Origin of the sequence: Streptomyces marokkonensis (assembly GCF_039539045.1) — a bacterium.
GTDB classification, from domain to species: Bacteria; Actinomycetota; Actinomycetes; order Streptomycetales; family Streptomycetaceae; genus Streptomyces; species Streptomyces marokkonensis.
This window is the reverse complement of sequence record NZ_BAABCQ010000047.1, coordinates 24,390-45,681: the sequence shown is the minus strand read 5'-3', so window position 1 is coordinate 45,681 and position 21,292 is coordinate 24,390. Positions and strand designations below refer to the sequence as shown.

At 71.6% G+C, this 21,292-nt stretch carries 20 protein-coding genes and 1 pseudogene; 11 read left to right on the top strand and 10 right to left on the bottom strand.

All coding sequences use genetic code 11. The annotated features are described in order from the left end of the window. Positions 1 to 220: 220 nt before the first annotated feature. Positions 221 to 1,249: a multicopper oxidase domain-containing protein gene (locus ABEA26_RS14565; RefSeq protein ID WP_345592574.1), complete on the top strand. Its 1,029-nt coding sequence runs from the start codon at positions 221 to 223 to the stop codon at positions 1,247 to 1,249. 158 nt (positions 1,250 to 1,407) lie between these two features. On the opposite strand, the gene ABEA26_RS14560 is transcribed toward ABEA26_RS14565, so the two are convergent. Continuing rightward, positions 1,408 to 2,196, bottom strand: coding sequence for a VOC family protein (locus ABEA26_RS14560; RefSeq protein WP_345592579.1), 789 nt, complete (start codon positions 2,194 to 2,196; stop codon positions 1,408 to 1,410). Positions 2,197 to 2,385: 189 nt separating this feature from the next. Here ABEA26_RS14560 and ABEA26_RS14555 point away from each other — a divergent pair, with 189 nt between their 5' ends. Further along, positions 2,386 to 2,631, top strand: coding sequence for a WhiB family transcriptional regulator (locus tag ABEA26_RS14555; protein ID WP_345592573.1), 246 nt, complete (start codon positions 2,386 to 2,388; stop codon positions 2,629 to 2,631). Positions 2,632 to 2,687: 56 nt separating this feature from the next. Here ABEA26_RS14555 and ABEA26_RS14550 read toward each other — a convergent pair whose 3' ends face one another. Continuing rightward, complete coding sequence (locus ABEA26_RS14550; protein WP_345592572.1) at positions 2,688 to 3,014, bottom strand: hypothetical protein; 327 nt, start codon at positions 3,012 to 3,014, stop codon at positions 2,688 to 2,690. A 7-nt stretch (positions 3,015 to 3,021) separates the two neighbouring features. On the opposite strand from ABEA26_RS14550, the gene ABEA26_RS14545 reads away from it, so the two are divergent. Continuing rightward, the gene (locus tag ABEA26_RS14545; protein WP_345592571.1) at positions 3,022 to 3,384 is read left to right on the top strand and encodes a hypothetical protein; all 363 of its coding nucleotides are present in this window, start codon (positions 3,022 to 3,024) and stop codon (positions 3,382 to 3,384) included. Between the two features lie 122 nt (positions 3,385 to 3,506). Here the strand turns inward: ABEA26_RS14545 and ABEA26_RS14540 are convergent, their stop codons facing one another. The 3 genes from ABEA26_RS14540 to ABEA26_RS14530 form a co-directional block, all read right to left on the bottom strand. Next, positions 3,507 to 4,481, bottom strand: a complete 975-nt coding sequence (locus ABEA26_RS14540; protein WP_345592570.1) for an acyl-ACP desaturase — start codon at positions 4,479 to 4,481, stop codon at positions 3,507 to 3,509. A 278-nt stretch (positions 4,482 to 4,759) separates the two neighbouring features. Then, a complete protein-coding gene (locus ABEA26_RS14535; protein WP_345592568.1) occupies positions 4,760 to 7,018 on the bottom strand; it encodes an ATP-binding cassette domain-containing protein in 2,259 nt (752 codons plus the stop codon). A gap of 10 nt (positions 7,019 to 7,028) precedes the next feature. Further along, entirely contained in the window at positions 7,029 to 8,654 is a 1,626-nt protein-coding gene (locus ABEA26_RS14530) for an ABC-F family ATP-binding cassette domain-containing protein (protein ID WP_345592567.1), read from the bottom strand. Between the two features lie 322 nt (positions 8,655 to 8,976). Here ABEA26_RS14530 and ABEA26_RS14525 point away from each other — a divergent pair. Beyond that, a pseudogene (locus ABEA26_RS14525) lies at positions 8,977 to 9,534 on the top strand (GOLPH3/VPS74 family protein); the annotation flags it as partial. 338 nt (positions 9,535 to 9,872) lie between these two features. Here ABEA26_RS14525 and ssgD read toward each other — a convergent pair. After that, positions 9,873 to 10,289 (bottom strand): spore wall synthesis regulator SsgD, encoded by a 417-nt coding sequence (ssgD, locus tag ABEA26_RS14520; protein ID WP_345592565.1) that lies wholly within the window; start codon positions 10,287 to 10,289, stop codon positions 9,873 to 9,875. 332 nt (positions 10,290 to 10,621) lie between these two features. On the opposite strand from ssgD, the gene ABEA26_RS14515 reads away from it, so the two are divergent. Further along, positions 10,622 to 10,951 (top strand): plasmid stabilization protein, encoded by a 330-nt coding sequence (locus ABEA26_RS14515; RefSeq protein ID WP_345592563.1) that lies wholly within the window; start codon positions 10,622 to 10,624, stop codon positions 10,949 to 10,951. Positions 10,952 to 10,967: 16 nt separating this feature from the next. On the opposite strand, the gene ABEA26_RS14510 is transcribed toward ABEA26_RS14515, so the two are convergent. Beyond that, positions 10,968 to 11,267 carry a YciI family protein gene (locus ABEA26_RS14510; RefSeq protein ID WP_345592561.1) on the bottom strand — a complete coding sequence of 100 codons (300 nt, stop codon included), beginning with the start codon at positions 11,265 to 11,267 and terminating at the stop codon, positions 10,968 to 10,970. 44 nt (positions 11,268 to 11,311) lie between these two features. Between ABEA26_RS14510 and ABEA26_RS14505 the strand changes: the two genes are divergently transcribed. Beyond that, complete coding sequence (locus ABEA26_RS14505; protein WP_345592559.1) at positions 11,312 to 12,061, top strand: endonuclease V; 750 nt, start codon at positions 11,312 to 11,314, stop codon at positions 12,059 to 12,061. On the opposite strand, the gene ABEA26_RS14500 is transcribed toward ABEA26_RS14505, so the two are convergent. Further along, positions 12,004 to 12,198, bottom strand: coding sequence for a hypothetical protein (locus ABEA26_RS14500; protein WP_345592558.1), 195 nt, complete (start codon positions 12,196 to 12,198; stop codon positions 12,004 to 12,006). The genes ABEA26_RS14505 and ABEA26_RS14500 overlap by 58 nt on opposite strands. A 192-nt stretch (positions 12,199 to 12,390) precedes the next feature. Here ABEA26_RS14500 and mmpA point away from each other — a divergent pair, with 192 nt between their 5' ends. After that, positions 12,391 to 12,540: a morphogenic membrane protein MmpA gene (gene mmpA / locus ABEA26_RS14495; RefSeq protein WP_345592557.1), complete on the top strand. Its 150-nt coding sequence runs from the start codon at positions 12,391 to 12,393 to the stop codon at positions 12,538 to 12,540. 154 nt (positions 12,541 to 12,694) lie between these two features. Here mmpA and ABEA26_RS14490 read toward each other — a convergent pair whose 3' ends face one another. Further along, positions 12,695 to 13,873 (bottom strand): saccharopine dehydrogenase family protein, encoded by a 1,179-nt coding sequence (locus tag ABEA26_RS14490; RefSeq protein WP_345592556.1) that lies wholly within the window; start codon positions 13,871 to 13,873, stop codon positions 12,695 to 12,697. Positions 13,874 to 14,077: 204 nt separating this feature from the next. On the opposite strand from ABEA26_RS14490, the gene ABEA26_RS14485 reads away from it, so the two are divergent. The 3 genes from ABEA26_RS14485 to ABEA26_RS14475 are packed head-to-tail and all read left to right on the top strand — an operon-like array spanning position 14,078 to position 18,818. Next, positions 14,078 to 15,358: a CaiB/BaiF CoA transferase family protein gene (locus ABEA26_RS14485; RefSeq protein ID WP_345592555.1), complete on the top strand. Its 1,281-nt coding sequence runs from the start codon at positions 14,078 to 14,080 to the stop codon at positions 15,356 to 15,358. An 11-nt stretch (positions 15,359 to 15,369) separates the two neighbouring features. After that, positions 15,370 to 16,584 (top strand): acetyl-CoA C-acetyltransferase, encoded by a 1,215-nt coding sequence (locus ABEA26_RS14480; protein ID WP_345592554.1) that lies wholly within the window; start codon positions 15,370 to 15,372, stop codon positions 16,582 to 16,584. Between the two features lie 53 nt (positions 16,585 to 16,637). Next, on the top strand, positions 16,638 to 18,818 hold the full coding sequence (locus ABEA26_RS14475; protein ID WP_345592553.1) for a 3-hydroxyacyl-CoA dehydrogenase NAD-binding domain-containing protein: 2,181 nt from the start codon (positions 16,638 to 16,640) through the stop codon (positions 18,816 to 18,818). 9 nt (positions 18,819 to 18,827) lie between these two features. On the opposite strand, the gene ABEA26_RS14470 is transcribed toward ABEA26_RS14475, so the two are convergent. Further along, the gene (locus ABEA26_RS14470) at positions 18,828 to 19,556 is read right to left on the bottom strand and encodes a MerR family transcriptional regulator (protein WP_425587839.1); all 729 of its coding nucleotides are present in this window, start codon (positions 19,554 to 19,556) and stop codon (positions 18,828 to 18,830) included. Positions 19,557 to 19,803: 247 nt separating this feature from the next. Between ABEA26_RS14470 and ABEA26_RS14465 the strand changes: the two genes are divergently transcribed. Next, the gene (locus ABEA26_RS14465) at positions 19,804 to 21,270 is read left to right on the top strand and encodes an amino acid permease (RefSeq protein WP_345592551.1); all 1,467 of its coding nucleotides are present in this window, start codon (positions 19,804 to 19,806) and stop codon (positions 21,268 to 21,270) included. The last annotated feature ends 22 nt before the right edge of the window (positions 21,271 to 21,292 follow it).

The following is a 21,292-nucleotide window of genomic DNA, read 5'->3' as shown; positions in this document are numbered from 1 at the left end:
CGTAAGTGCATGGGCACCTCCTCGGTCACGGCAGCAGCGCCAAGGAAGTTAGACCTCTTTGCGCGGTTCGCCAATAGGTATGACCAGGATCGAACGAACTTTGTCCTGAGTGTGGATAAACGATGCGGCAACCGGTACCGTCCCACAGGTTCATCACAGCCAATCAGGCCAATCATTGGCCACATCTTCTCAAGTTCCGTACCGGCGTGGGGAGTTCGACATGGACAGACGAGGCTTCAACCGACGGGTCCTGCTGGGCGGCGCGGCCGTCGCGACATCGTTGTCCATCGCTCCGGAGGCCGTCGGCACGGCGGACGCGGCCGATGCCGCCGAGGGAGCCACCACGAAGACGGCACCGGCCGGGGGCGAGGTGAGACACATCAGGATGTACGCCGAGAAGCTGCCCGACGGGCAGATGGGCTACGGCCTCGAGAAGGGCAAGGCGTCCATCCCCGGCCCGCTGATCGAGCTCAACGAGGGCGACACGCTGCACATCGAGTTCGAGAACACGATGGACGTGCGGGCCAGCCTGCACGTCCACGGCCTGGACTACGAGATCTCCAGCGACGGCACGAAGATGAACAAGAGCGACGTCGAGCCCGGCGGCACCCGTACCTACACCTGGCGCACCCACAGGCCCGGCCGCCGGGCGGACGGCACCTGGCGGGCGGGCAGCGCGGGCTACTGGCACTACCACGACCACGTCGTCGGCACGGAACACGGCACCGGCGGCATCCGCAAGGGCCTGTACGGCCCGGTGATCGTGCGCCGCAAGGGCGACGTGCTGCCGGACGCCACGCACACGATCGTCTTCAACGACATGCTCATCAACAACCGGGAGCCCCACACCGGGCCGGATTTCGAGGCCACGGTGGGTGACCGCGTCGAGATCGTGATGATCACGCACGGCGAGTACTACCACACTTTCCATATGCACGGTCACCGCTGGGCGGACAACCGCACCGGCATGCTCACCGGGCCCGACGACCCGAGCCAGGTCATAGACAACAAGATCACCGGGCCGGCGGACTCCTTCGGCTTCCAGATCATCGCGGGGGAGGGGGTGGGCGCCGGGGCGTGGATGTACCACTGCCACGTGCAGAGCCACTCCGACATGGGGATGGTGGGCCTGTTCCTGGTGAAGAAACCGGACGGCACGATCCCCGGCTACGACCCGCACGAGCACGCGCACGGGCAGGAGGCCACGACCGGGGAGGAGGCCGAGGAGGCCCCCGCCCACCAGCACTGAGGGGCCTCACGCACGGGCGCCCCGCGGGTGCCGGATGCCGAGCGTGGGTGCCGGGTGTCGGGTGCCGGGTGCCGGGTGCCGCATGTCGGGTGCCGGAGGACGTGGCCGTGGCCGGGTTTTCGACGACGCACGGCTGATCAGGCCCCGCCGGACAGGTCCTACGCCTCCCGCGGCGTCGGTCTGAGCACCGCGAACCGGGCTCCGTGCGGGTCGGCGAGCCGGGCGAGGCGCCCGACACCCTCGATGTCCGTCGCGGGCATCCGCACCGTGCCGCCCAGCTCCCGGGCCCGGGCGACCGCGGCGTCCGTGTCGTCGACCGCGAAGTACGGCAGCCAGTGGGCGTCCGTCTCCACCGGGTCGTCGGCGAGCGGAACAACGCCGCCGAACATGCTCTCCTCGCCCTCCCCGGCCGGGTTCACGCACGTGTACGTCCCGGTGCCGGGGAAGGGAACGGCGGACGTCTCCAGCCCCAGCACCGCGTCGTAGTACGCGGCGGCGGCCGCGATGTCCGCCGTGTACAGCTCGACCCAGCACAGCGCCCCGGCCTCGCCGGCCACGGTCAGGCCGCCCAGCCGCTGAGGCTGCCGGACACCGAACGGCACCCCGGCCCGGTCGGCGAGGATCGCCGTCGTGCCCTGGCCCGTGACGTCCGCCGGCCGGGTGAGCACACTGCCCCGGGCCTGCTCGGAGGCCTTGGCGGCGGCTTCCGTGTCCGGAGTCTGGAAGTACACCGTCCAGGACGGCGGGCCCTGCTCCGGCGTGGTCCGCGCACCGCCGGCTGTGATCCGGCCTTCCAGCTCGAAGAAGCCGTGACCCCCGGCCTCGGGCCCCGCCGGCCGGAACCGCCAGCCGAAGAGGCCACCGTAGAAGGAAGCGGCGACGTCGGTGTCGAAGGTGCCGACGTCGATCCAGTTCGGCGCGCCGGTGACGAAACGGGTGGTGAGCATCATCGCCCTCCTCGGAAGGGTCCCGTTGCCTGCACCGCCGAGTCTTCCACCCACCACTGACAACCGCTTCCGCGCGCCGCCGTGCGCACCCGCGCCCGGCGGGGGACCATCGGGTCGGCCAGGGGCCCGGCCGCGGGCGTTGATCCCGCGTTGATCGAACGTTTTCCGCGGCCCGGCACGCTCTGGAACATGCACATCGAAACGATCGCGATGCCCGACCTCGCCTGGCAGGAGGAGGCGTTGTGCGCACAGACCGGGGGCGACTTCTTCTTCCCCGAGCCCGGCAGCTCGGTACGGGACGCCAAGCGGATCTGCGCCCTCTGCCCGATCCGCTCGGTCTGTCTGGAGTACGCGCTGAGCAACGACGAGCGCTTCGGCGTCTGGGGCGGGCTGTCGGAGAAGGAGCGCGTGGCGCTGCGGCGCGTCCCGCGCTGACTCCGGTGCCGGTGCCGGTGCCGGTGCCGTGCCGACGTCGGAGCCGGTTCGGTGCCTCACGTCGTGCCGCCCGTGCCGTCCGTGCCGTCAATTTGCTGTGCCGTGCCCGCCCCGGCAGGCAGAATCCTCGCACGTCGCGAGCCGCCGCCCAGGATGAGGCCGAGGGCCGGCTGCACGCCCTCGATCCGCTCGCCCACCCACAGCGGATGCGTGAACTGGCGTTGCGCGCCCGGGAGTCGACCGTACTGCGGCCCGTACTGCACGAGCTCGAACGGCACGGTGCCTACGGGCTTCAGCTCGCCGTCGTCGCCGCGTCCGCGGGGGGCGACACCGAGTGGATCGCGGACCGGATCGCCGACGCCGACCCGTACGTGCGCGGCCACGCCCTGCGTGTCGCCGGCAGCCTGGGCGTGCCGGACGCGGCGTTCGAGGCCGCTGGCCGACGCCCCCGAGGCGGCACGCCAGGACCTGCTGCGCGCCGTCGTGGCCGGCGGGCGCACCGCTCTCGCCGACCGGCTGGTCGACGGCCTGCGGCGCAACCGGGGCGACGCCGAGGTGCTCCGCGCCGAGGTCGTGGCACTGGCCCGGCACGGCGGCCACGCCGAGGGGCTGCTGGCCGTCGCCGTCACCGGCGCGCTCGGCAGCCGCGAGGAATGGCCCGCGCCCTGGCGCGAGCTGCTGCGGACGCTGCGCCGCCACCCGGTCCCCGACGTGCGCGACGCGGCGCTGGAGGAGACCACGGCCCACGAGTGACAGCGGCCTGCGGGCGACAGCGGGCCGGAAGTGACGGGGGCCCTGGAGCGACGGCGGCCCGCAGTGACAGCGGCCAGTGTCCCACGGGTGACAGCGGCCGGCCCCGTGGGACACGCCCCGGGTCAGCCCGCCGCGCGGGCCGCCATCCGCGCCTTGCGCGCCGCCAGCTTCTCGTCGAACTTGGAAGCCTCGGCGTCCAGTCCGCCCATGTACAGCCCCAGCTCCTCCTGGGCCGCCTGCCCCTCGGGGCCGAGGCCGTCGATCTCCATGATCTTCAGGTAGCGCAGCACGGGCTGGATCACGTCGTCGTGGTGGATGCGCAGGTTGTAGACCTCGCCGATCGCCATCTGCGCGGCGGCCCGCTCGAAGCCGGGCATGCCGTGACCGGGCATGCGGAAGTGCACGACCACGTCCCGTACCGCCTGCATCGTCAGGTCGGGCGCGAGCTCGAAGGCCGCCTTGAGCAGGTTGCGGTAGAACACCATGTGCAGGTTCTCGTCGGTCGCGATGCGGGCCAGCATGCGGTCGCAGACCGGGTCGCCGGACTGGTGGCCCGTGTTGCGGTGCGAGACGCGGGTGGCCAGCTCCTGGAAGGCGACGTAGGCCACCGAGTGGAGCATCGAGTGCCGGTTGTCCGACTCGAAGCCCTCACTCATGTGGGCCATGCGGAACTCCTCCAGCTTGTCCGGGTCGACCGCGCGCGAGGCGAGCAGGTAGTCGCGCATGACGATGCCGTGCCGGCCCTCCTCCGCGGTCCAGCGGTGCACCCAGGTGCCCCAGGCGCCGTCCCGGCCGAAGAGGCTCGCGATCTCGTGGTGGTAGCTGGGGAGGTTGTCCTCCGTCAGCAGGTTCACCACCAGGGCGATCCGTCCGATCTCGGTGACCTTGGACTGATCCTTCGCCCAGGCCTCGCCGTCCTCGAAGACGCCCGGGAAGTTCCGGCCGTCGCTCCACGGCACGTACTCGTGCGGCATCCAGTCCTTGGCGACCTTCAGATGCCGGTTGAGTTCGGTCTCGACCACTTCCTCCAGCGCGTACAGCAGCCGGGCGTCGGTCCATTCGGCGGAATTGCCGAGGTGCGGGGAGACGATCGTCACGGAGAACTCCAGGGGACGTGCGACAGAGCGGAATGCGGCCCGGCGAGCGGTGCCGGGGAACCTACGGGATCGTAGGCTACGAAACCGTAGGTTACGAGACCGTAGGTTAAACGCACTGTAAAGGTCCCTGATCAGCCACCGTCCATCGGGGTGGAGAAGTGTCGGGACGGCTTCGGGACGGCTCGGGACGGCACCGGGACACGCAGGTCGCGGAGCCGAACGGATGACGTCCGCGACGGCTTGGCCGCAGAGCTCCCGCGACCGGACCGAGAGGCACGTCACACAGTCGTGGCCCTCCTGAGATGCTCCGCCGTACTGGAGCCGCGGGCCGTGAGCAGCTCGCGCGGGGTGCCCTCGAAGATCACCCGGCCGCCGTCCCGGCCCCCGTCCGGGCCGAGGTCGATCACCCGGTCGGCGTGGGCCACCACGTCCAGATGGTGCTCGACGACCACGACCGTGTTGCCGCTGTCGACCAACCGGTCCAACAGGGCGAGCAGCCCTTCGACGTCGGACAGGTGCAAACCGGTGGTCGGTTCGTCCAGGACGTACACGGCACCGGTGCGGTGCAGCCGGGTGGCCAGCTTGACGCGCTGGCGCTCACCGCCCGACAGCGTGGACAGTGGCTGCCCCAGCGTGAGGTAGGTGAGGCCGACGTCGCGCAGGGCGCGCAGCCGCCGCCGTACGCCCGCGTCGGCGAAGAAGTCCAGTGCCTGGTCGGCGGTCATCGCCAGCACGTCGGCGATGGAGCTCCCGCGAACCGTCAGTCCCAGCACCTCCTCCCGGAAGCGCCGGCCCTCGCAGTCGTGGCAGGTGATGGTCACCGGGTCCATGAAGGCGAGGTCGGTGTGGATGACCCCGCGCCCTCCGCAGGTGCCGCACGCCCCCGCCGAGTTGAAGCTGAAGAAGCCGGCCTCGGCGCCCGTCTCCCGCGCGAAGAGCTTCCGTACCGTGTCCATGATCCCGAGGTACGTCGCCGGGGTGGAGCGCGCCGAGATGCCGATGGCCGACTGGTCGACGACCACCGCGTCCGGATGGCCGGCGACCAGCTCCGCGACCAGCGTGCTCTTGCCCGACCCGGCGACCCCGGTGACCGCGGTCAGCACCCCGGTCGGGAAGGCCACCGTCACGTCCCGCAGGTTGTGGCGGCCGGCGTCCTTCACCCACAGCTCACCGGTCGGCGTCCGCGGGTCCTCCTTCACCGTCGTAGGGCGCCCGAGGAACCGTCCGGTGAGCGTGTCCGCCCGGGCCAGCTCGCCCGGCGTTCCCTCGAACACGACCCGGCCACCGTCCGCGCCGGCCCGCGGTCCCATGTCGACGACGTGGTCCGCCAGCGCGATGACGTCCGGGTCGTGCTCGACGACCAGCACGGTGTTGCCCTTGTCGCGCAGCCGCAGCAGCAGGTCGCCCAGGCGTCCGACGTCGCGCGGGTGCAGCCCGGCGCTGGGCTCGTCGAAGACGTACGTCATACCGGTCAGGCTGGAGCCGAGGTGCCGTACGGTCTTCAGCCGCTGTCCCTCGCCACCGGACAGGGTGGAGGTCTCCCGGTCGAGGCTGAGGTAGCCGAGGCCGATCGCCTCGACGCGCTCCAGCGCGGTGACGGCGGCGGCGGCGATCGGCCGGGCCACCGGATCGTCGATCTCTCCCAGTACGGTGATCAGGTCGGTGACCTGCACAGCGGAGCAGTCGGCGATGGAGCGCCCGTCGATCCGGGTCGCGAGCGCCGCCGCGTTCAGCCGGGCGCCGCCGCACTGGGGGCAGCGGCCCTCGACCAGGAACCGCCGCACCAGTTCCCGGGTCTTCTCGGCCATCGCCGACAGGTCCCGCTTGAGGTACAGCCGCTCGAAGCGGTCGGCGAGTCCTTCGTACTCGGTGGTCCAGGTGCCGCCCGTGCCGTTGACGGTGACCTTGCTGCCGGGCCGCCCGCGCATCAGGAACATGTGCTCGGTGTCCGTGAAGTCGCCGACCGGTTTGTCCGGGTCCAGTTCGGCGGTGTTGGTGTACGCCTGCCCCTGCCAGGTCCCCGCCGCGAACGGCGGGAAGCGGACCGCTCCGTCGGCCAGCGACCTGGCCGGGTCCAGGATGCGGTCCCAGTCGGGTTGCACCCTGCGGCCCAGCCCGTCGCAGCCGGGGCACATGCCCGACGGGTCGTTGAACGAGTAGGCCGTGGCCGCCCCGGCGCTGGGCGTGCCGTGCCGGGAGAACAGCACCCTCAGCACCGAGTGGATGTCGGTCATCGTGCCGACGGTGGACCGTGAGTGGCCGCCGACCGGGCGCTGGTCGACGACGATGGCGGGGGACAGGTCCTCGAGGGCGTCCGCGTGCGGCCGCTCGTACTTGGGCAGCCGGTTGCGTACGAACCATGTGAACGTCTCGTTCAGCTGGCGCTGCGACTCGACCGCGATCGTGTCGAACACGACCGACGACTTCCCCGACCCCGAAACGCCGGTGAACACGGTCAACCGGCCCTTCGGGATGCGGAGGGTGACGTCCTGGAGGTTGTTCGCCCTGGCTCCGGTGATGCTGATGAACTCGCTCATGCGGGCGACGCTAGGCGGAATACCCGACAGTCTCCGGCGTGATTTCCCTCAGTTCTCCCTCCTCCATCAGCAGCCAGCGGGTGATGCCGATCGACTCCAGGAACGGCAGGTCGTGGCTGGCCACGAGCAGCGCCCCCTCGTACGATTCCAGCGCGGTCGTGAGCTGCCGCACGCTCGCCATGTCCAGGTTGTTCGTCGGCTCGTCCAGCATCAGCAGCTGCGGTGCGGGCTCGGCCAGCATCAGCGCGGCCAGGGCCGCCCGGAAACGCTCGCCACCGGACAGCGTCGCCGCCTTCTGGTCGGCGCGCGCGCCCCGGAACAGGAAGCGCGCCAGCCGTGCCCGGATCCGGTTGTTGGTGGCGCCCGGCGCGAACCGGGCCACGTTCTCCGCGACGCTCAGCTCACCGTCGAGGACGTCGAGGCGCTGCGGCAGGAACCGCAGCGGTACGTGCGCCGTCGCCTCGCCCGCCACCGGCTCCAGTTCCCCGGCGATGGTGCGCAGCAGCGTGGTCTTGCCCGCGCCGTTGCGCCCGATCAGCGCGATCCGCTCCGGCCCGTGCAGATCGAGACCGTCCTCCACGCGCGCGCCGTACACCAGTTCCAGGTCCCGGAGCGTGAGCACCGACCGTCCCGGCGGTACGGCGGTGTACGGCAGGTCGACACGGATCTCGTCGTCGTCCCGTACGGCCTCCACCGCGTCGTCGAGCCGCTCCCTGGCCTCGGCGAGCTTCTCCTCGTGCATGATGCGATGCTTGCCCGCGGACTCCTGCGCCGCGCGCTTGCGCGCCCCCATGACGATCTTCGGCTCGCGTTTCTGGTCCCACATCTTCTGGCCGTACCGCTTGCGTCGAGCCAGCTTGACCTGGGCGTCGGCCAGCTCGCGCTTCTGCTTGCGCAGGTCCGACTCGGCGACGCGCACCATCCGCTCGGCCGCCTCCTGCTCGACGGCCAGCGCCTCCTCGTACGCCGAGAAGTTCCCGCCGTACCAGGTGATCTCCCCGGAGCGCAGGTCGGCGATCTGGTCCACGAGGTCCAGCAGCTCGCGGTCGTGGCTGACCACCACCATCACGCCGGGCCAGGAGTCGACGGCCGCGTACAGCCGTCCCCGTGCGTACACGTCGAGGTTGTTCGTGGGCTCGTCCAGGAGCAGGACGTCGGGCCGGCGCAGCAGCAGCGCGGCCAGCCGCAGCAGCACCGACTCGCCGCCCGAGACCTCGCCGACGGTGCGGTCGAGTCCGACGTGGCCGAGACCGAGTTCGCCGAGCGTGGCGAGGGCGCGTTCCTCGACGTCCCAGTCGTCGCCGACGGTCTCGAAGTGCTCCTCGGCCACGTCGCCCGCCTCGATGGCGTGCAGCGCGGCCCGTCGCGCGGCGATGCCGAGCGCCTCGTCGACCCGCTCCGCGGTGTCGAGCGTGACGTTCTGCGGGAGGTAACCGACCTCCCCGGACACGCGGACCGTGCCGTCGGCCGGGGTGAGCCGCCCGGCGATCAGTTTCAACAGGGTGGACTTGCCCGAGCCGTTGACACCGACGAGCCCGGTCCTGCCGGGGCCGACGGCGGTGTCGAGTCCCTCGAAGACGGATGTGCCGTCGGGCCAGGCGAAGGAGAGGGACGTACAGGTGATGGAAGTAGACATACGGGGTCTCCGCGGTTGCTCGAAGCGGTCAGGGGCAAACGCGTATCGAGACACCGAGAGGCGGCGACCGCCGTCGGGCGAGGGAAGGAGGAGCCCCGGGAGGGCCGGGCATGAGAAATGCCCTGCTCCGCGAGGACGGCTCGAACGCCGAGGTCGCACGCGACGTCCACACATGACATGTGTGACGCGGTGTCTCAGAACCTCAGACGAGCAACGTCCTTCTCCGATCGGCGGCAACAGAAGCGCTATATAACGTACGAGGGGCCGGGTCGGCTGTCAACGCCTTAACGCGGATCCGGTCGCACAGCCCCGAGGAGGCCCCGTGCCCGACGGCTCGCTCTCACTGCCGGCCCGGCTCTGTCTGCTGGCCTGGGACCCCGCGCGGCCCGGGGCCGCCGACACCCCACGCCACCACCACCTGGTGCGCGCCGGCGCGCTCACCGAACTGGCCCAGCGCGGTCTGCTCACCGACGACGAGGGCATCGCCACCCCCGTCGACCTGGACGCGCGTACCGGTGACGCCGTCCTCGACGGGCTGCTGGACCTGGTCCGCGAGTCTTTGCCGCACGGGTGGCGGACCTGGGTGCGACTGCACGCGCGGGTCACCTTCGACGCCGTCCGGGAGCAGTTGGTGGCCGAGGGTTACCTGCGTGCCGAGAAGCGGCGCGTCCTCGGCGTGTTTCCGTCCGTCGAGTACGTCCTGGCGCGGGTCGCGGCGGCGCGGGCGCTCCGGGAGGAGACGCGGTACGTCGTGGAGGGGCCGGCACCGGCCGGGGAGGTCTCCGAGCGGGACGCGGCCGTGGCCGCGCTGGCGGCCACGGCGCAACTGCGCGCCGTCGAGCCCCGCGCCGTCGAGCCCCGCGCCCTCGAGTCCCGCACTCACGAGTCCCGCACTCACGAGTCCCGCACTCACGAGCCGCGCACTCACGAGCCGCGCACTCACGAGCCGCGCACTCACGAGCCGCGCACTCTCGGGTCCGCCGAGGCAGGCGCGCTACGGGAGGGCCGGATCGCGGAGCTGACCGGGCGCTGCGGGGACGCGGCGCCCGGGTTGCGGAAGATCGTGGGCGAGGTGTGGGGAGCGGTGAGCGCGGAGGCGGCGCGGTCGGTGGCGTCGGCGGGCGGATGAGGGCGGCCGGCGTGGCGTCGGCGGACGGCTGAGGACAAGGCTGAGGGCGGCGGGCGGCCGGAACGGCGCGCGGGGGAGTCGGGGACCGATCAGCAGGTCCCGCGCATCAGCTCCGCCAGGCCGTGGTCCAGATCCAGTTGGAGATGCTCCAGACCGACCGGCACCAGCTCGCCGGTGGCCTCGAGGAACCGGCGCAGCTCACCCGAACGCACATGGATCACGGCGGTGCCCTCGGGCGCGTGGAACTCCAGGACGGTGCGGTCGTATCCGTACGGGCGCACCCGCACGTCGCCGTGACCGTCCGGCTCCCGCATGCCCGAGATGAGCAGCTCGCGGGAGAAGGTCCAGCAGACCTCCACACCTTCGAGGGTGGCCGGGGCCGGGAAGGTCATGCGGACGGCGAACGGGTCGCCGCGGTCGTAGTGCAGCGTGGCGGGAATGCTCGGCATACGCGGCGCGGCGGCGACGAGGCGCGCCTCGACGGGCTGCTCGATGACGGTGGACAACGCCTTGCTCCCTCGTGACGGCTGGACGGGCTTTCCGGTGGTGCGGGCCGGGCACTGGAAGAGACGACGGAATCAGCCGATCCGTGCACACGGTGAACGAGTGACCTCTGTCACCGCCTTCATGCGTGGGAGTGAACGGGAGTGGCGCGACTCTCCTCGCGTGCCCCATAAGGCACTTGCGGCACACCTGCCCGCCCCACGCGTGCCGCACACGGTCCTTCGGATGGCCCCCTGGCTTCGACCGCCGGCTGGAGCGCTGACGGCGCGCGAGGCCGGGTGTTCGTCCGTAACGTGGGTATCCGTTCGCTGAACGTGAGAGGAAGTGAGCGGACATGCCACGCGGTTCCAGCTCCAAACGGGAGCGGCAGTACGAGCACATCAAGGACAGCGCCGAGGACCGTGGCGAGAGCACCGGCCGGGCCAAGGAGATCGCGGCCAGGACGGTGAACAAGGAGCGCGCCCAGTCCGGCGAGTCGAAGACCGCCGGCCGTACGTCCACGCGGGACAAGTCACCGAGCAAGCGGGGCGGGCAGCGGTCCGGAAATCGGCAGGGCCCCCAGGGGCCCACCTACGACCAGCTCTACCAGGAGGCCAAGCGCCGTGACGTCCACGGCCGTTCGAGCATGAACAAGGGCGATCTGCGGCGCGCACTGGACAAGTGAGCCGTACGGCTACGTGCTACCGGCCGAGGGCCTCCCGGTACCGTTCCAGTGCCGGTGCCGTCTTCGTGGCGACGAACTCGGTGACGCGGTACGCGCACACGCCGGCCCTGACGAACGGGTCGCCCGCGGTGACCTCCTCGATCCGCGCACGGTCCCCCGCGACGGCGATGATCACTCCACCGTCGCGGGGCTCCTTGCGCCCGGACGCCAGGAACACCCCCTGCTCGTACAGCTCGTCGAGCCACGCCACGTGCTCCCCCAGCACGGCGTCGACGGCGTGTTGCGGGGCGGTGTAGGACAGCTCCAGTACGAACATGACCGCGAGCGTACTCCGGGGGCTGCCGTAGGCTTGCCGCCACCATGACGACCGTGACCGTGCAGATCCCCGCCGACTGGCCCGCGACCGAGGAGAGGGCCCGCGCCGTCCAGGAGGAACTGCGGGCACGCGTGGTGCGCGACGAGCCGGGCCCGCCGCCCGGCACCGGCCGGGTGACCGGCGTCGACGTCGCCTACGACGACGGACGCGATGTCGTCGCGGCCGCGGCCGTGGTGCTGGACGCCGCGACCCTCGCCGTCGTCGCCGAGGCCACGGCCGTCGGACGGATCTCCTTTCCGTACGTGCCCGGCCTGCTCGCCTTCCGCGAGATCCCGACCGTCCTCGCCGCGCTGGACGCCCTGCCCGTTCCGCGGGGCCTGGTCGTCTGTGACGGCTACGGCCTGGCCCACCCGCGTCGCTTCGGCCTCGCCAGTCACCTCGGTGTGCTCACGGGCCTACCTACGATCGGCGTGGCCAAGAACCCGTTCACCTTCACGTACGACGACCCGGACGCGTCCCGCGGCAGTACGACCCCGCTGCTCGCCGGCGCCGAGGAGGTCGGACGCGCCGTCCGCACCCGCGACGGCGTCAAGCCGGTCTTCGTCTCCGTCGGCCATCGGACGAGCCTGGACAACGCGTGCGCGCACACGTTGGCACTCGCCTCCGCCTACCGTCTGCCGGAGACCACCCGCAGGGCGGACGCCCTGTGCCGCGCGGCCCTGAGGGATGCCACCGCCTACTCGGCCCGACCCTCGACGCTCCAGCGGCCCACCTCCCGGTACGCCGAGTCGTAGACCACCGAGCCGTCGCCGGGCCGCATCGCGTAGTGCTTCAGGTTGCCGCCCCAGTACCGCAGGATCCGCTGCAACTCGCCCGTGGGGTCCTCGGCGAGCGCGCCCTCGTCCATGGTGACTTCGAGAAGGAACTTCATACCTTCAAGGGTTTCATTGAAGTCCTTTTTGGGACTTTGCCGCGCATCGGTGCTGACAGAGGTTGTCGGCCGTGGGAAAAGTCTCAAACCCGGGTGGACGCCAGGGGCTTTGGTCGCGGGCGACTGCTCGGTACTCACCTGAGTATCCGTACGGATGTGCGCTCGTTGTCGGCGGCGGCAGGCTGGACGCATGTGACGACGCATCGCACACCCGACCAGTCCGCCCACCACCCCGGCCGGCCCGCCGAGCGGGCCGTGGCCGCGGGGCTGGTGCTCGCCGTGGGGGCGGGGCTGGCCTGGATCGGCGGGATGATCTACACGATCGCCGGGTGGTCGGGGTAGCGGCCTGCCCACGGACCTGCCCACGGACCTGCCCACGGACCTGCCCACGGACCTGCCCACGGGCCCGAGCGCGGGCCCGCCCACGGACAGGCTGCCGGAGAGGGTGCCGGACAGGCCGGCTCTCAGTCAGGCAGGCCCCGGTGCGGGAAGGTCGTCAGCGGGTCGCGGCCACCCGGAAGCGGATGCCCGCCGCCCGCAGTCGCTCGGTCAGCGCGTCCCCCATCGCCACGGCCGTCGTGACCTGCCCGGCCACCGGCGGCAGGTCGTCGAGAGCCAGGGAGAGCGCCGCCTCGGCGAACATCTTCGCCGTCTCGCCGTACCCCGGATCGCCACCCGCGACCTCGGTGAACACCTTCCGGCCGCCGCCTTCGCCCACGAAGCGCACCGAGAACCGGCTCTTCGCCCGCTTCTCGGGGCCCGGCCCGTCACCGGGCTTGAGCCGGCCGGACAGCCAGCGCCGCGCCGGTGGTACCTGGGCCGCCGCCACCAGCGCGCCCACGGCCGCTGCCCCGCCCACCGCGACGGGCAGATGCCGGACGGCGGCGTAGTGGCGGTAGCGGAAGTCGGGGCCATAGTGGTCCAGGGCCTTCGCGGAGCGCCGCACGATCTGCGCGTCGATCGTCGGCAGGGGCAGGGCCCAGGCCCCCACCTCGCCGGCGAACCGCGGCGCGCCGGTCGGTGTCACCGCCCGGCGTCCCACCAGCCGGGGCTCGTGCCGCCGGCGCTCCCGCGCGGCCGCCCGCATCTGCCGGCCGCGCGCGAGCTGCCCCAGCGCGGACGCGAACGTACCGCCGGAGATGGTGCCGTCGGCCGTCACGAAGCCGTCCACGGTCAGCGGCACACCCTGAGGCAGCTGCCGCACGGTGAAGTGCACACCGAGATCGTGCGGCACGGAGTCGAAGCCGCAGGCGTGCACCAGCCGCGCGCCGGTCTCCCGCGCGCGGGCGTCGTGGCGGACGTACATCAGGTCCACGAACTCGGGTTCACCGGTGAGGTCGAGGTAGTCCGCGCCGGTCTCGGCGCAGGCGGCGACCAGCGCGTCGCCGTACCGGACGTACGGGCCCACCGTCGTGGCCACCACGCGCGCGTGCTCGGCGAGTTCGCGCAGCGAGGCCGGATCGGACACGTCCGCGCGCAGCACGCCGACGTCCGCCGCGCCGGGCAGCCGCTCCCGCAGCCGCCGCAGCCTGTCCTCGCCGCGGCCGGCGATCGCCCAGCGCAGCCCGGCCGGCGCGTATGTGGCGAGATACTCCGCGGTGAGCTCGCCGACGAACCCCGTCGCTCCGAAGAGCACGATGTCGTACGGGCGGTCGGCCCTCTTCAGCCTGTTCATGACATCCCTTCGTCACCCGTCGGCAACCCCTGGATCCGCAGCACGCGCCGTTGCCGGTGGCCGAGGCTAGCGTGAGGACTGTCGGTCCGGAGTGAGCCTGCCCATAATTGGCTAAGCGCTTGCTCGCCCGGGTCTTGTGCCCAGTGGAACACGTTTCTAGCATCACTGGTGTTACATCGTTTGTGTCACAGAGCTGGGGGCTCGATGTCGGAAGCGAAGACGGCGGGGCGGACGCCGCCCGAGGGCCCGCTCACCGGAGTACGCGTGGTCGAGCTGGCCGGTATCGGCCCCGGGCCCTTCGCCGCCATGCTCCTGGCCGACCTGGGCGCCGACGTCGTCCGCGTCGACCGCCCCGGCGGACCCGGCCTCGCGGTCGACCCCGCCCACGACGTCACCAACCGCAACAAGCGTTCGGTGATCGTCGACCTGAAGTCGGCGGACGGCCCGGCCCGGGTCCTCGACCTGGCCGAACGCGCCGACGTCCTCATCGAGGGCTACCGCCCCGGCGTCGCCGAACGGCTCGGCGTCGGCCCCGGGCCCTGCCACGCCCGCAACCCACGCCTCGTCTACGGCCGCATGACCGGCTGGGGCCAGGACGGCCCCCTCGCCCAGCGCGCCGGCCACGACATCGGGTACATCGCGCTCACCGGCGCCCTCGGCATGACCGGCGCCCCCGACGCGCCCCCGCCCGCCCCCGCCAACCTCCTCGGCGACTACGCGGGCGGTTCCCTCTACCTGGTCGTCGGCCTCCTCGCCGCCCTGCACCACGCCCGCGCGAGGGGCACCGGCCAGGTCGTCGACGCCGCCATCGTCGACGGCACGGCCCACCTCACCTCGATGATCCACGGCATGCTCGCCGCCGGCGGCTGGCAGGACCGGCGCGGCGCCAACCTCCTCGACGGCGGCTGTCCCTTCTACGGCACCTACGAGACCGCCGACGGCCGGTACATGGCGGTCGGCGCCCTGGAGCAGCGCTTCTACGCCGAGTTCACGGACCTGCTCGGTATCCCCGGCCAGGCACCCGCCCGCGACGACATGGCCCGCTGGGGCGAGCTGCGGGGGGCCATCGCCGCCCGGTTCAGATCCCGTACCCGGGACGAGTGGACGGCCGTCTTCGCGGACTCCGACGCCTGTGTCGCCCCCGTCCTGTCGCTCCGTGAGGCCCCGCACCACCCGCATCTCGCGGCCCGCTCCACCTTCACCGACCACGGCGGCATCACCCAGCCGGCCCCGGCGCCCCGCTTCTCGGCGACCCCCACCGCGGTCCGTACCGGACCCGCCCTGCCGGGCGCCGACACCGACGCCGTTACCCGCGACTGGGACCTGCCCCCACACCCGGACCCCGCCCGGAACCCCGCGCCGGGCCCTGCCCGGAACTCCGGCCCGAACCCCGCTCGACATCCTGCGCCGGACCCCGCCCGGAACCCCGCGCCGGACCCCGCCCGGAACCCCGGCCCGAACCCCGCACCGGACAACCCTCAGTGAAAGGCCTGCCAGTGACCACCGAAGCGTACGTGTACGACGCGATCCGCACCCCGCGCGGACGCGGCAAGGCGAACGGCGCCCTGCACGGCACGAAACCCGTCGACCTGGTCGTCGGCCTCATCCACGAGATCCGCGCCCGCTTCCCAGACCTGGATCCGGCCGCCGTCGACGACGTCGTGCTCGGCGTGGTCGGCCCGGTCGGCGACCAGGGCTCCGACATCGCACGCGTCGCCGCCATCGCGGCCGGGCTGCCGGACACCGTGGCCGGCGTCCAGGAGAACCGCTTCTGTGCCTCGGGCCTGGAGGCCGTCAACCTGGCCGCCGCCAAGGTGCGCTCCGGCTGGGAGGACCTGGTCCTCGCCGGCGGCGTCGAGTCGATGTCCCGGGTGCCGATGGCCTCGGACGGCGGCGCCTGGTTCAACGACCCCATGACCAACCTCGCCACCAACTTCGTCCCGCAGGGCATCGGCGCCGACCTGATCGCCACCATCGAGGGCTTCACGCGCCGCGACGTCGACGAGTACGCGGCCCTCTCCCAGGAGCGCGCGGCCAACGCCTGGAAGGAGAACCGCTTCGAGCGGTCCGTCGTACCGGTCAGGGACCGCGCCGGCCTGACCGTCCTCGACCACGACGAGCACCTGCGCCCGGGCACCACCGCCGACTCCCTCGCCGGTCTCAAGGCGTCCTTCGCCGACATCGGCGAACTCGGCGGGTTCGACGCCGTGGCCCTGCAGAAGTACCACTGGGTGGAGAAGATCGACCACGTCCACCACGCGGGCAACTCCTCCGGCATCGTGGACGGCGCCTCGCTGGTCGCCATCGGCTCCAAGGAGGTCGGCGACCGCTACGGGCTCACCCCGCGCGCGCGGATCGTCTCCGCCGCCGTGTCCGGCTCCGAGCCCACCATCATGCTCACCGGTCCCGCCCCCGCCACCCGCAAGGCGCTCGCCAAGGCCGGGCTGACCATCGACGACATCGACCTGGTCGAGATCAACGAGGCGTTCGCCGCGGTCGTCCTGCGCTTCGTCAAGGACATGGGCCTGCCCCTGGACAAGGTCAACGTCAACGGCGGCGCCATCGCTCTCGGCCATCCCCTCGGCGCCACCGGCGCGATGATCCTCGGCACGCTCGTCGACGAACTGGAGCGCCAGGACAAGCGCCACGGCCTGGCCACCCTGTGCGTGGGCGGAGGCATGGGCATCGCCACGATCGTCGAGCGCATCTGATCCCCGCGGAAGCGGCACCGCGGCCACAAAAGACCTCACTGGAGACCCCTGCCATGACGACCGAGAGCACCACCATCCGCTGGGAACAGGACGACACCGGCGTCGTCACCCTCGTACTCGACGACCCCGACCAGTCCGCGAACACCATGAACCGGGCGTTCCGTGAATCCCTCGCCGTGATCACCGACCGCCTGGAAGCCGAGAAGGACTCGATCCGCGGCGTCATCGTCACCTCCGCCAAGAAGACCTTCTTCGCCGGCGGCGACCTGCGCGACCTGATCCGCTACACCCCCGAGACCGCCCAGGACCTCTTCGACGGCGGCATGGCCATCAAGCGGAACCTGCGCCGCATCGAGACCCTCGGCAAGCCCGTCGTCGCCGCCATGAACGGCGCGGCCCTCGGCGGCGGCTACGAGATCACCCTCGCCTGCCACCACCGCGTCGCCCTCGACGCCCCCGGCTCCAAGATCGGCTGCCCGGAGGTCACCCTCGGCCTGCTCCCCGGAAGCGGCGGGGTCGTCCGCACCGTCCGGATGCTCGGCATCACCGACGCGCTGCTCAAGGTGCTCCTCCAGGGCACCCAGTACAACCCCCGCCGGGCCCGGGAGAACGGCCTGGTCGACGAGGTCGCCGACAGCCGCGAGGACATGCTCGCAAGGGCCCGCGCCTTCATCGACGCCAACCCGGAGTCCGCCCAGCCCTGGGACAGGCCCGGCTACCGCATCCCCGGCGGCACGCCCTCGCACCCCAAGTTCGCGGCCAACCTGCCCGCCTTCCCCGCCAACCTGCGCAAGCAGACGAACGGCGCCCCCTACCCGGCGCCGCGCAACATCATGGCCGCGGCCGTCGAGGGCTCCCAGGTCGACTTCGAGACCGCCCAGGTCATCGAGGCCCGCTACTTCGTCGAGCTGGCCGCGGGCCAGACCTCGAAGAACATGATCCAGGCGTTCTTCTTCGATCTTCAGGCGGTCAACTCCGGTGCCAGCCGCCCCGAGGGAGTCGAAGCACGGAAGGTCCGCAAGGTGGCTGTGCTGGGTGCCGGGATGATGGGTGCGGGGATCGCGTACTCGTGCGCCCGTGCGGGCATCGACGTCGTCCTGAAGGATGTCGCTCTGGAGTCGGCGGTCAAGGGCAAGGGCTATTCCGAGAAGGTCTGCGCCAAGGCGGTCGCCAAGGGCCGTACGACGCGGGAGAAGGCGGACGCGCTGCTGGCGCGGATCACGCCGACCGCCGAGGCCGCCGACCTCGCGGGCTGCGACGCGGTCATCGAGGCGGTCTTCGAGGACACCTCCCTCAAGCACAAGGTGTTCCAGGAGATCCAGGACGTCGTCGCCCCCGACGCGCTGCTGTGCTCCAACACCTCCACGCTGCCCATCACCGCGCTGGCCGAGGGCGTCGAGCGGCAGGCCGACTTCATCGGACTGCACTTCTTCTCGCCGGTCGACAGGATGCCGCTGGTGGAGATCATCAAGGGTGGGCGGACGGGGGACGAGGCGCTGGCGCGGGCCTTCGACCTGGTGCGGCAGATCAGCAAGACGCCGATCGTGGTCAACGACTCGCGCGGCTTCTTCACCTCCCGGGTCATCGGTCACTTCCTCAACGAGGGTGTGGCGATGGTCGGTGAGGGCATCGAGCCCGCCTCCGTCGAGCAGGCGGCGGCCCAGGCGGGCTACCCGGCCAGGGTCCTCAGCCTGATGGACGAGCTGACGCTCACGCTGCCCCGGAAGATCCGTGAGGAGACCAGGCGGGCGGTGGAGGAGGCGGGCGGCACCTGGACCGCGCATCCCGCGGACGCCGTGGTGGACCGCATGGTCGACGAGTTCGGGCGCCCGGGGCGCAGCGGCGGTGCCGGGTTCTACGAGTACGGGGACGGCGGCGGGCGGGCCGGGCTCTGGCCGGGGCTGCGCGAGCACTTCACCGAGCCCGGGTACGCGATTCCCTTCGAGGACATGCGGGAACGCATGCTCTTCTCGGAGGCGCTCGACACGGTCAGGCTCCTTCAGGAGGGCGTGCTGACCTCCGTCGCGGACGCCAACATCGGTTCGATCCTCGGCATCGGCTTCCCCGGCTGGACCGGCGGCGTCCTCCAGTACATCAACGGCTACGAAGGGGGCCTGCCCGGCTTCGTGGCCCGCGCGCGGGAGCTCGCCGACCGCTACGGCGATCGCTTCACACCGCCCGAGCTGCTCGTGGAGAAGGCGGACAAGGGGGAGGTCTTCACCGACGGCCGCTGAGCAGGCGGCTCATTCCTCGCCGCCAGGGCCCAGCCACTCCCGCAGCTCCTCCCGCAGCGACCGCTGGAACGTGGTCAGCAGCGCCTGCACCACGAGCGGGTGCATGTGGGCGGACAGGGACCGCACGTCCCGCGCGTCGCGTTCGGCGACCGCGTCGCGCAGCAGTCGCGACAGGTCGCGCGCGGCGGCGCGGGAGTGTTCGAGGAGGGCCGTACGAGCGGCGAGGAGCGTCTCGGGGGAGAAGGGCACGTCCAGCAGCTCGACGCCGAGCCGGAGCAGTCCAACGTCGACGCGGTAGGTGTCACCGTCCCGGGCGTCCGCGTCCCGGGTGACGACGTCCATCGCCGCGAGCCGGCCCACCTCGTCGTCGGTCAACGGCCGGCCCGCCCGCCGGCCCAGCTCCTCGCGCGTGACGCTCTCCGCCGTCCGAGGCGCCCAGGAGGCAACCACCGCGCGGTGCAGCGCGAGGTCGTGTGCGCTCAGGTCCGGCGGCAGCTGCTTCAGATACCGCTCGATCGCGGCCAGCGTCATGCCCTGGTGCTGCAACTCCTCGATCAGCGCCAGCCGGGCCAGGTGCTCCCGGCCGTAGTGCCCCACCCGGCGCGGCCCGATCGCCGGCGGCGGCAGCAGCCCCCTGGTGCCGTAGAAGCGGACCGTGCGCACCGTGACGCCGGCCCGCGCTGCCAGCTCGTCGATCGTGAGGGCCGGCGTCTCCCCGGTGTCGGTCGTCGTCGTCATGTGCAGCAGTATCGCTGTCTCAGCAATGCTGTGACACACAATGCCGTGACACCTCTCGCGCATCCTGTGGAGACGACTGACGGATCCTGTGAGAAGTCACGCTGTGTGACATGAGACACCGCATGGACACGCACAGTCGTGGGAAGGTGCCGCCCTGGTCTGTGCCGCGAAGGGTGGTGCGGGCCTTGTCGCTGTACGGACGACCTGGGCGTATCCCGCCCGGGCGCACCAGAGATTGGTACCACCCGTGAGCAAGGACGCCGTCGCCACGGCACAGGCCGCCGACCACCCCCAGGCGGCCGAACGACCCGCGGACGCGGGTGACGCCGGATACAGCAAGGACCTGAAGGCCCGCCACGTAAACATGATCGCCATCGGCGGCGCGATCGGCACCGGCCTCTTCCTCGGCGCCGGAGGGCGCCTGCGCGACGCGGGTCCGGCGCTCGCCATCGCCTACCTCGTCGCGGGCGTCTTCGCCTTCTTCGTCGTCAAGGCCCTCGGCGAGCTGGTGCTCTACCGGCCCTCCTCCGGATCCTTCGTGTCGTACGCGCGCGAGTTCCTCGGCGAGAAGGGCGCCTACGTCGCCGGCTGGATGTACTTCTTGAACTGGTCGACGACCGGCATCGCCGACATCACCGCGATCGCGCTGTACACGCACTACTGGAGTATGTTCACGAGCGTCCCGCAATGGGCGCTCGCCCTGATCGCCCTCGCGGTCGTCCTGGCCGTGAACCTCATCTCGGTGAAGATCTTCGACGAGATGGAGTTCTGGTTCGCGATCGTCAAGGTCGCCACCCTCGTCGGCTTCATGCTGATCGGCATCTTCCTGCTGGCCACCCAGCACGACGTGGCCGGCCACACCCCCGGCGTGGGCATGATCACCGACCACGGCGGCATCCTCCCGCACGGCGTGATGCCCGTCGTCCTCGTCATGCAGGGCGTGATCTTCTCCTACGCGGCCCTGGAGCTGGTCGGCGTCGCCGCCGGTGAGACCGCCGAGCCGGAGAAGGTCGTCCCGCGCGCGGTGAACTCGATCATGTGGCGGGTCGCCCTGTTCTACGTCGGCTCGGTCGTCCTGCTGGCCCTGCTGCTGCCCAGCTCGCTCTACTCGGGCGACGAGAGCCCGTTCGTCACCGTGCTGTCGGGCATCGGTGTACCGGCGGCCGACGACGTGATGAACCTCGTCGTCCTCACCGCCGCGATGTCCTCCCTGAACTCCGGCCTGTACTCCACCGGCCGCATCCTGCGCTCCATGGCGATGTCGGGCTCCGCGCCCAGGTTCACCGGCGTGATGAGCCGCAGCCAGGTCCCCTACGGCGGCATCCTGCTGACCTGCGCGGTCTGCGTCCTCGGCGTCGGCCTGAACTACCTGGTGCCGGACAAGGCCTTCGAGATCGTGCTGAACGTCGCCTCCCTGGGCATCATCAGCACCTGGGTGATCATCATGATCTGCCACCTGGCCTTCGTCCGCCGGGCCCGGGCCGGGCACCTCACCCGTCCGCGCTTCCGCCTGCCCGGCAGCCCGGTCACGGAGATCGTCACGATCGCCTTCCTGCTGGCCGTGGTCGTCCTGATGTGGAACGACCAGGAGGTCGGCCGCAAGACCGTGCTGCTCGTGCCCGTGATCGCGGTGATGCTGGTGGCCGGCTGGTTCGGCGTCCGCCGCGGGGTGGCACGGAACGCCGAGCAGGAGCTGTCGGCGCCGAGGAAGTAGCGACCCCGGGCCACTGTCAGTG

What these genes read in the sequence shown, in the direction of transcription:
- ABEA26_RS14565 (WP_345592574.1), top strand. Translation starts at nt 221, where the DNA reads ATGGACAGACGAGGCTTCAACCGACGGGTCCTGCTGGGCGGCGCGGCC.
- ABEA26_RS14560 (WP_345592579.1), bottom strand. Translation starts at nt 2,196, where the DNA reads ATGCTCACCACCCGTTTCGTCACCGGCGCGCCGAACTGGATCGACGTC.
- ABEA26_RS14555 (WP_345592573.1), top strand. Translation starts at nt 2,386, where the DNA reads ATGCACATCGAAACGATCGCGATGCCCGACCTCGCCTGGCAGGAGGAG.
- ABEA26_RS14535 (WP_345592568.1), bottom strand. Translation starts at nt 7,018, where the DNA reads ATGAGCGAGTTCATCAGCATCACCGGAGCCAGGGCGAACAACCTCCAG.
- ABEA26_RS14530 (WP_345592567.1), bottom strand. Translation starts at nt 8,654, where the DNA reads ATGTCTACTTCCATCACCTGTACGTCCCTCTCCTTCGCCTGGCCCGAC.
- ABEA26_RS14515 (WP_345592563.1), top strand. Translation starts at nt 10,622, where the DNA reads ATGCCACGCGGTTCCAGCTCCAAACGGGAGCGGCAGTACGAGCACATC.
- ABEA26_RS14510 (WP_345592561.1), bottom strand. Translation starts at nt 11,267, where the DNA reads ATGTTCGTACTGGAGCTGTCCTACACCGCCCCGCAACACGCCGTCGAC.
- ABEA26_RS14505 (WP_345592559.1), top strand. Translation starts at nt 11,312, where the DNA reads ATGACGACCGTGACCGTGCAGATCCCCGCCGACTGGCCCGCGACCGAG.
- ABEA26_RS14500 (WP_345592558.1), bottom strand. Translation starts at nt 12,198, where the DNA reads ATGAAGTTCCTTCTCGAAGTCACCATGGACGAGGGCGCGCTCGCCGAG.
- ABEA26_RS14490 (WP_345592556.1), bottom strand. Translation starts at nt 13,873, where the DNA reads ATGAACAGGCTGAAGAGGGCCGACCGCCCGTACGACATCGTGCTCTTC.
- ABEA26_RS14485 (WP_345592555.1), top strand. Translation starts at nt 14,078, where the DNA reads ATGTCGGAAGCGAAGACGGCGGGGCGGACGCCGCCCGAGGGCCCGCTC.
- ABEA26_RS14475 (WP_345592553.1), top strand. Translation starts at nt 16,638, where the DNA reads ATGACGACCGAGAGCACCACCATCCGCTGGGAACAGGACGACACCGGC.
- ABEA26_RS14470 (WP_425587839.1), bottom strand. Translation starts at nt 19,556, where the DNA reads ATGACGACGACGACCGACACCGGGGAGACGCCGGCCCTCACGATCGAC.